Origin of the sequence: Pseudomonas protegens (genome assembly GCF_003732485.1) — a bacterium.
Taxonomy (GTDB): Bacteria; Pseudomonadota; Gammaproteobacteria; order Pseudomonadales; family Pseudomonadaceae; genus Aquipseudomonas; species Aquipseudomonas protegens_B.
The window spans coordinates 15,782-23,560 of record NZ_MOAK01000091.1 but is presented as its reverse complement, the minus strand read 5'-3'; the positions used below and the strand labels follow the sequence as shown (position 1 = coordinate 23,560).

Below are 7,779 nucleotides of genomic sequence, written 5' to 3'. Positions count from 1 at the left end.
CACCTCGCGATTTGGTCTTTATAGGTTGCCGGATACCTTAGCAAAAAAGCGACGTACAAACCTAATCACAAGCGCTATATAAAAAACATCAGCAAGCGATAAGAGACGCCGCCGACCAGATGCTAGAAAACGCTCTGGCTTCAGGGCTCGGCGATATGGGGCTTTTTACGCAGACTCTGGGTCTGCGACAACTCGCCAGGGTCCTGGTCAGGCGACAGATTGCCTTCTGATCGTCCTTGCACAGTACCCTCCAGCAATTTGAACGGTCCTGAACTATGCCCGGTATCCGCATTACCGCACAAGCCAAGCCTGGCGGGACCATCAAGGTAAATCGGTTCAACATTTTTCCCACAAGCACAGGCTCGATCCTGGGCCCACCTATCAACCACTGGCAGGCCGCAAGAACGACAAACGGGATAAAGCCCACAAGATTGCGCTCAATTGCCGCAGGAGCTTGTCTCAGGATCCGAGGCGGATGAGCGTTCCATCCGCAAAAAACACTCCTCCTGCCCCACCACCTTCAACCCCATCCGCTCGTATAGACGCTGTGCCGGGTTGCCTTTGAACACGGTCAGGCGCAGCAAGCCCCGTCGCTCCGAGCGCGCCCTTTCCATCACCTGCAACAGGGTCCAGGCCCCGGCGCCCTGCCCCCGCCACGCCTCCAGTACATGCAACTCACGGACGTAGACGGCGCGCAGGTCCCGGCTCAGGCTGACAAACCCCAATACCTCGGCTCCCGAGCAAATCAAAAGATTCTCGCGACCGGCCCACGCCACATCAAACGCCTCATCAAGCCACAGCAGATCATTGCGGATGTAATAGCGCAGCATCGTCGAGCGAGTCAGATCCCGGGCGAAGGCCAAATCCGCCTCAGCCGCCGGACGCAATTGAAAGACGCTCATCAACCCGCAACCGCCCGTACTTCGACCCGCCATTGCCCCGCATCGCGCCGGGCGATCAGCAGCGCTTCGCCGAGGCCATCCACGGCGCCCAGCAATTGCCCCTGAGTGCCCCAGATTGCGCTGCGCCCGGCACAGGACCAGCCCCCGCTGGGGCCGCCATGGTTGGCCATCAGCAGCAGTATCCCGTGGTCCCGGGCATACCCTTGCAGTAGAGCACTGTCGATGGCGTACCCGCCTTCACTGATCAACACCCCAGCGGCGTAGATGCCGGCGCCAGCGTCCACCGCAGCCTGCACGTGGCTGGCATGGCAGAAATCCGCGCATACCGCCAAGGCCAGAATCTCCTCCCCCAGCCGCAACGGCGCACCACCGTTACCCGGAGCAAAGGCTGACTCCTCTGCGGGGTGCAGATGCTGCTTGCTGTAGACCGCCAGCGAGCCGTCCGCCCCCAGCACCAGTGCGCCAATCAGCACCGGCCCGTCGACGAACAAGCGAATCGGCATGCCCACCACCGTCGTCAGCTTCAGCTCGCAGGCCAGATCCCGCAGCGGCTGCAACTGCGGGGAGTCGGGCGCCAGCGCCAGTTCAGCGGCCAACTGCGGTTCATAACCGGTCAGGGACAGCTCAGGAAACACCAGCAACTGCACCCCCTCCTGCGCTGCCAACCCCATCAAGTGCTGATGTCGGGCCAGATTCGCCGGCAAGTCGCCAGCAATGGACACCGATTGGGCGGCAGCGAGGGTCAGCACGGTCATGGACGTTCCTTGGCAAGACAACGAGAGGCAACGGCGAGTGTGGCATAAATCCTTTCACGGCTTAATCCAAGACTCATTGCATCAGCCTCCATAGAAATTACTGATTGAATCGCGGCCCCGGCCTCTAGTAAGCTCGCCCCACTTCACGGAGAAACTCATGTTGTCCCAGACCCTTTCCCTGCATCGCCACACCGCCAGCGCACTGCGTTCGGTTGCGGCTGCCTGGGTCAACGGCACCACGGCTCCGGTCAACTTTTATTTTGGGTATTGGTTTAGCCACTGGCGCGCCTGATACCCAACCGGCGCCCACTTTAACGGGTCGCCTACCAGAGAAATCTCAACCCCCGGTCGGCCTCCCGACCGGGGGTTTTGTTTTTTCAGGCCCAACGTTTTCAACCACGACTTTCAGCGACACACCGAACTTACTGAGGATTGCTCCATGAACTACGCCACCTATTACCGTTACGACATGTGCTGCGCCTGGCGATTTAGCAGCCTCCGCTCGGGACAGCCTGCCGCCTCCGATCGGTCACCTACCGGTGGCAATTGCACACTTGTGGCCAGTACGGCCAATTGTCGAACACCCCAGTAGGGCCGCGCGCGGGACATCACCCGCCGCCCGCCCAGGAAGACCGCACATGAACTCGTCCGTATCCGCTCTGCCCCTGTCCGCCCACGTCAGCGCCAACGAAACCCTGACCCAACGCCTGCCCAGCTCTCTGGAGCTCAAGCAGCAATTGCCCCTGTCACTGGCCCTGAGCCAGCAGGTCGCCAACCACCGCCAAGCGGTACGCGCCATTCTCGAAGGACAAGACCACCGCCTGCTGGTGGTAGTCGGTCCCTGCTCCATCCATGACCCGCAATCAGCCCTGGAATACGCCGCCAACCTGGCCCGCCTGGCCGAAGAAGTGAGCGACCAGATGCTCCTGGTGATGCGCGCCTACGTCGAAAAGCCCCGCACCACCGTGGGCTGGAAAGGCCTGGCCTACGATCCGGACCTGGACGGCAGCGACGACATGGCCGGCGGCCTGACCCTGTCCCGGGAACTGATGCGAGAAATGCTGCGCCTGGGCCTGCCGATTGCCACCGAATTGCTGCAGCCCATGGCCGCCGGCTACTTCGACGACCTGTTGAGCTGGGTCGCCATTGGCGCACGCACCACCGAATCGCAGATCCACCGCGAGATGGCCAGCGGCCTGGAAATGCCCGTGGGCTTCAAGAACGGCACCGACGGCGGCGTCGCCATCGCCTGTGACGCCATGCGTTCAGCCGCCCACCCCCACCGCCATTTCGGCGTCGACAGCCAGGGCCATCCGGCGATCATCCAGACCCCGGGCAACCCCGACACTCATCTGGTGCTGCGGGGCGGCCACAGCGGCCCGAACTACGACCGCCAGAGCGTGGCCCAGGTCCAGCGCGACCTGCACAAGCTGAAGATCCCGGCGCGGATCATGGTGGACTGCAGCCACGCCAACAGCGGCAAGGACCCACTGCGCCAACCGGCCGTATTCAACGACGTACTGGAGCAACGCCTGCAGGGCGACACTTCGCTGATGGGGGTGATGCTGGAAAGCCACCTGTTCGAAGGCTGCCAGCCCCTGAGCGGCCAGCTGCGCTACGGCGTATCGGTGACCGACGGCTGCCTGGGCTGGAACGCGACCGAGCAATTGCTGCGCAATGCCGCGCAACAACTGCAGCACGCAAACAAGGTCGCTGCCGTCCCCGCCTGACCACGACCCTCTGTAGGAGCTGGCTTGCCAGCGAAGACGTCCCAAGAGCACCGCCCCCTCCAAGGACCTCTTCGCCGGCAAGCCGGCTCCTGCAACACCCGCTGCCCGCGCAGGCGCCCGATGGCAACGCCTTGAAGGAACTTTGAGAAGAAATAGCCACCTGAATCCGGTAGGCTCTCAACTTTCTTGAAAGGAGCAATATCCATGGCCAAAGCCACTGCCCGTCACATCCTGGTTGCCAGCGAAGCCAAGTGCAACGAACTCAAAGCCGAGATCGAAGCCGGCGCCGACTTCGCCGAAGTCGCAAAAAAGAACTCCACCTGCCCGTCCAGCCGTGACGGCGGCAACCTGGGCTCCTTCGGCCCGGGCCAGATGGTCAAGGAATTCGACACCGTGGTGTTCAGCGCTCCCGTGAACGTCGTGCAAGGTCCGGTGAAAACCCAGTTCGGCTACCACCTGCTGGAAGTCACCAGCCGCCAGGACTGATCCCCTCGCGACTGCGTCTGCTCAACGGCCCGCCTCCTGGTGGGCCGTTGTGCATGTGAAAGCGGCTGGCCAGTCACGCGCCGCTAGCGTACAAATCGTGGTCATCGATCACCCGGCTCGTAAGGCTGACAATGCGACTGCTTTTCCCCACCGTGCTTTTCACCGCCCTGTTGCTGGGGGCCACGGGTGCCCAGGCGGCCCCGCAACACGCCATGACCGTCTACGGCGAACCGGCCAAATACCCCCAGGGCTTCAGCCACTTCGACTACGTCAACCCCCAGGCCCCCAAAGGCGGGACCCTGCGCCGCTCGGCCATCGAGATCGGGCGCTTCGACCACGTGCTGCCTTATATAGACAAAGGCATCGGTGTGTCCCAGCTCGACGGTCTGGTCTATTCGCCCCTGGCCCTGCGTTCCCTGGATGAGCCCTACACCGTCTACGGTCTGGTGGCCGAAAAGATGGAGCGTGGCGAAGACGGCCTGTGGCTGCGTTTCTACCTCAACCCCAAGGCACGCTTCGCCGACGGCACTGCGATCACCGCCGAGGACGTGCGCTACAGCTATGACCTGCTGATGACCCAGGGCAGCATGCGCTACCGCACCCAGTTCGAAGACGTCAAAGGCGTCACCGTGGAATCGCCACGAGTGGTGCGCTTCGACTTCAAAAACAATGAAAACCGCACCCTGCCCCTGGATATCGCGACCCTGCCGGTGTTCCCCGAACACTGGTGGAAGAGTCGCGACTTCGCCAATGGCGGCGGCTACGAAGCCCCCCTGGGCAGTGGCCCCTATCGCGTGGCCAAAGTGGACTCGGGCAACAGCATCACCTTCGCCCGCAACCCCGACTGGTGGGGCAAGGACCTGCCGGTCAGCCGTGGTTTGTACAACTTCGACCATTTCAGCGTCGAGTACTTCGGCGACATCGACGTCGCCCGCCAGGTGCTGCGCGGCGGCGCCTACGACTACAACCGGGAGTTCTCCGCCACCGGCTATTCCATCGGCTACGACAGCCCGGCCCTGAACGACGGTCGCCTGCAAAAGGCCCACCTGGCCCAGTCGGCGCCGCAACCGGCCCAGGGCTACGTGTTCAACCTCGACCGGCCGGTGTTCCAGGACCGCCGGGTGCGCCAGGCCCTGGCCATGCTCTGGGACTTCGAATGGAGCAACCGGCAGATGATGCGCAACCTCTACATCCGCCAGCAGAGCTTCTTCTCCAACACGCCCCTGGCCGCCCGCAGCCTGCCGGACGCCGAAGAGCTGAAGATCCTCGAGCCCCTGCGCGGACAGATCCCCGACGAAGTCTTCACCCAGGTCTTCGAAGCGCCGAAAACCGACGGCAGCGGCGTGATCCGCGACAAGCAACTGCAAGCCCTGGCCCTGCTGGAACAGGCCGGCTGGAAAGCCGAGGGCGACAAACTGGTCAACGCCGAAGGCGAGCCGCTGAGCTTCACTTTCCTCATCACCCAAGGCTCCATCGAGCGCCTGCTGCTGCCCTACAAGCGCAACCTGGCGCAGATCGGCATCAGCCTGAACATCCGCCGCATCGACTCTTCGCAATACGTCAACCGCCTGATGGCCCGGGACTACGACATGATCGTCACCGGCTACCCGGTGACCACCTCGCCGGGCATGGAGTTGTACAACTACTTCGGCTCCGCGGCAGCCAACGATCCGGGCTCCAACAACTACATGGTGCTCAAGAACCCGGCAGTGGACACCCTGGTCAATGGCCTGGTGAAGGCCACCAGCCAGCCGGAGATGTTGCGCTACGCCCACGCCCTGGACCGGGTGCTGCAGTGGAACTACTACTGGATCGCCAACTACTACCCACCGGGCACCTCCACCGTCTGGTGGAACCGCTTCGGCATCCCCAAAGTGCCGGCAAGCAACGACGAAGCCATCGAAAGCTGGTGGGAAGTCAGCAGCACAGCGTTGACCGATGAACAGATGGCCGCCGAGCTGATCCGCCGTGGCAAACCTGGAGGGCGCCACTGATGCTGGCCTACATTCTGCGGCGCCTGCTGCTGATCATTCCGACCCTGCTGATCATCCTCCTGGTCAACTTCGTCATCGTCCAGGCGGCCCCCGGCGGCCCGGTGGAACAGGCCATCGCCCGCCTGCAAGGCATTGGTGGCGGTGGCAGCGTCGGCGGCTCCGCCGATGCCATGAGCAGCAGTGGCTCCCGGGCCAGCCGCGGCCTGGACCCCAAGCTGATCCAGGACATCGAAAAACAGTACGGCTTCGACAAGCCGGCCCATGAACGCCTGTGGCTGATGCTCAAGAACTACGCCCAACTGGACTTCGGCAAGAGCTTCTTCCGCGGCGCCACCGTCACCGATCTGATCCTGGAAAAGATGCCGGTGACCATCTCCCTCGGCCTCTGGGCAACACTGATCACCTACCTGGTGTCGATTCCCCTGGGGATTCGCAAGGCCGTGCACCACGGCAGCCATTTCGACATCTGGAGCAGCACCGCGATCATCATCGGCTACGCCATGCCGGCCTTCCTGTTCGCCATGTTCCTGATCGTGCTGTTTGCCGGCGGCACCTCGCTGAACTGGTTCCCGGTGCGCGGCCTGGTCTCGGACAACTTCGAGCAACTGAGTACCCTGGGCAAGATCGCCGACTACTTCTGGCACCTGGTACTGCCGGTGAGCTCCCTGGTGATCGGCGGCTTCGCCACCCTGACCATCCTCACCAAGAACTCCTTCCTCAACGAGATCACCCGCCAGTACGTGGTCACCGCCCGGGCCAAGGGTCTGAGCGAGCGCCGGGTGCTCTATGGCCACGTGTTCCGCAACGCCATGCTGCTGGTGGTCTCGGGGATTCCCCAGGCCTTCATCAGCGTGTTCTTTGCCGGTTCCCTGCTGATCGAGGTGATCTTCTCCCTCGACGGGCTGGGGCGCATGAGCTACGAAGCGGCGGTGTCGCGAGATTACCCGGTGGTGTTCGGTTCGCTGTTCATCTTCACCCTGTTCGGCCTCCTGATAAAACTCATCGGCGACCTGTGCTACACCCTGGTCGACCCGCGCATCGACTTCGCCGCGAGGAACGCCTGATGCTCAAGCTTTCTCCCATCGCCCGCCGACGCTTCGATCGCTTCAAGAAAAACCGCCGCGGCTGGTGGTCGCTGTGGCTGTTCATCGGCCTGTTCATCCTGACCCTGGGCGGCGAGCTGATCGCCAACGACAAACCCCTGGTGGTCAGCTACCAGGGCTCGCTGTACTTCCCGGTGTTCAAGCGCTACACCGAACAGGAGTTCGGCGGCCAGTTGCCGTTCCAGGCCGACTACCGCAGCGACTATGTACAGCAACTGATCCGCAAGGACGGTGGCTGGCTGCTCTTTCCGCCAATCCCCTTCAGCGAAGACACCCCCAACTACGACCTGACCCGGCCGGCTCCCAGCCCACCGAGCAACGTCAACTGGCTGGGCACCGACGACCAGTCCCGGGACGTGGCCGCGCGGGTGATCTACGGTGCCCGGGTGTCGATCCTGTTCGCCCTGGCCCTGACCGCCATCAGCGCCCTGATCGGTATCGCCGCCGGTGCCCTGCAAGGCTATTACGGCGGCTGGGTCGACCTGCTGGGCCAGCGCCTGCTGGAAGTCTGGTCCGGGCTGCCGGTGCTCTATCTGCTGATCATCCTCTCGGGCTTCGTCGAGCCGAACTTCTGGTGGCTGCTGGGAATCATGGCGCTGTTTTCCTGGCTGGCCCTGGTGGACGTGGTGCGCGCCGAGTTCCTTCGCGGGCGCAACCTGGAATACGTCAAGGCCGCCCGGGCCCTGGGCCTGACCGACCGCAAGGTGATCCTGCGGCACATCCTGCCCAATGCCATGAACGCCACCCTGAGCTACCTGCCCTTCATCCTCACTGGGGCCATCTCAACCCTCACCGCCCTGGACTTCCTC

General features: G+C 63.2%; 8 protein-coding genes and 1 pseudogene. 7 read left to right on the top strand and 2 right to left on the bottom strand.

Translation table 11 applies throughout. The features are described 5' to 3' along the window. Window positions 1-275 precede the first annotated feature (275 nt). A pseudogene (locus BLX41_RS36960) lies at window positions 276-439 on the top strand (helix-turn-helix domain-containing protein); the annotation flags it as partial. Here BLX41_RS36960 and BLX41_RS32345 read toward each other — a convergent pair. Together BLX41_RS32345 and BLX41_RS32340 are read right to left on the bottom strand one after the other, a co-directional pair. Beyond that, entirely contained in the window at window positions 438-902 is a 465-nt protein-coding gene (locus BLX41_RS32345; protein WP_123728147.1) for a GNAT family N-acetyltransferase, read from the bottom strand. The pseudogene BLX41_RS36960 and the gene BLX41_RS32345 overlap by 2 nt on opposite strands. Next, window positions 902-1,657 carry a carbon-nitrogen hydrolase family protein gene (locus BLX41_RS32340; RefSeq protein ID WP_123728146.1) on the bottom strand — a complete coding sequence of 252 codons (756 nt, stop codon included), beginning with the start codon at window positions 1,655-1,657 and terminating at the stop codon, window positions 902-904. The genes BLX41_RS32345 and BLX41_RS32340 overlap by 1 nt, the downstream gene beginning before the upstream one ends. A 157-nt stretch (window positions 1,658-1,814) precedes the next feature. Between BLX41_RS32340 and BLX41_RS36955 the strand changes: the two genes are divergently transcribed. From BLX41_RS36955 to BLX41_RS32315, 6 genes are all read left to right on the top strand, one after another. Next, window positions 1,815-1,949: a hypothetical protein gene (locus tag BLX41_RS36955; protein ID WP_259745484.1), complete on the top strand. Its 135-nt coding sequence runs from the start codon at window positions 1,815-1,817 to the stop codon at window positions 1,947-1,949. 346 nt (window positions 1,950-2,295) lie between these two features. Beyond that, complete coding sequence (locus BLX41_RS32335) at window positions 2,296-3,387, top strand: 3-deoxy-7-phosphoheptulonate synthase (protein ID WP_123728145.1); 1,092 nt, start codon at window positions 2,296-2,298, stop codon at window positions 3,385-3,387. A 204-nt stretch (window positions 3,388-3,591) separates the two neighbouring features. Further along, entirely contained in the window at window positions 3,592-3,873 is a 282-nt protein-coding gene (locus BLX41_RS32330; RefSeq protein ID WP_007924449.1) for a peptidylprolyl isomerase, read from the top strand. Between the two features lie 131 nt (window positions 3,874-4,004). After that, window positions 4,005-5,867 (top strand): extracellular solute-binding protein, encoded by a 1,863-nt coding sequence (locus tag BLX41_RS32325; protein WP_123728144.1) that lies wholly within the window; start codon window positions 4,005-4,007, stop codon window positions 5,865-5,867. Continuing rightward, window positions 5,867-6,931, top strand: coding sequence for a microcin C ABC transporter permease YejB (locus BLX41_RS32320; protein WP_102864941.1), 1,065 nt, complete (start codon window positions 5,867-5,869; stop codon window positions 6,929-6,931). The genes BLX41_RS32325 and BLX41_RS32320 overlap by 1 nt, the downstream gene beginning before the upstream one ends. Next, window positions 6,931-7,779: ABC transporter permease (locus tag BLX41_RS32315; RefSeq protein WP_259745479.1), on the top strand; the 849-nt coding region annotated here is incomplete at its 3' end. The genes BLX41_RS32320 and BLX41_RS32315, both read left to right, overlap by 1 nt.

Bases quoted from the DNA above. Each gene is read 5' to 3' on its own strand.
- BLX41_RS32345 (WP_123728147.1), bottom strand. From the start codon at position 902: ATGAGCGTCTTTCAATTGCGTCCGGCGGCTGAGGCGGATTTGGCCTTC.
- BLX41_RS32320 (WP_102864941.1), top strand. From the start codon at position 5,867: ATGCTGGCCTACATTCTGCGGCGCCTGCTGCTGATCATTCCGACCCTG.
- BLX41_RS36955 (WP_259745484.1), top strand. From the start codon at position 1,815: ATGTTGTCCCAGACCCTTTCCCTGCATCGCCACACCGCCAGCGCACTG.
- BLX41_RS32330 (WP_007924449.1), top strand. From the start codon at position 3,592: ATGGCCAAAGCCACTGCCCGTCACATCCTGGTTGCCAGCGAAGCCAAG.
- BLX41_RS32335 (WP_123728145.1), top strand. From the start codon at position 2,296: ATGAACTCGTCCGTATCCGCTCTGCCCCTGTCCGCCCACGTCAGCGCC.
- BLX41_RS32325 (WP_123728144.1), top strand. From the start codon at position 4,005: ATGCGACTGCTTTTCCCCACCGTGCTTTTCACCGCCCTGTTGCTGGGG.
- BLX41_RS32340 (WP_123728146.1), bottom strand. From the start codon at position 1,657: ATGACCGTGCTGACCCTCGCTGCCGCCCAATCGGTGTCCATTGCTGGC.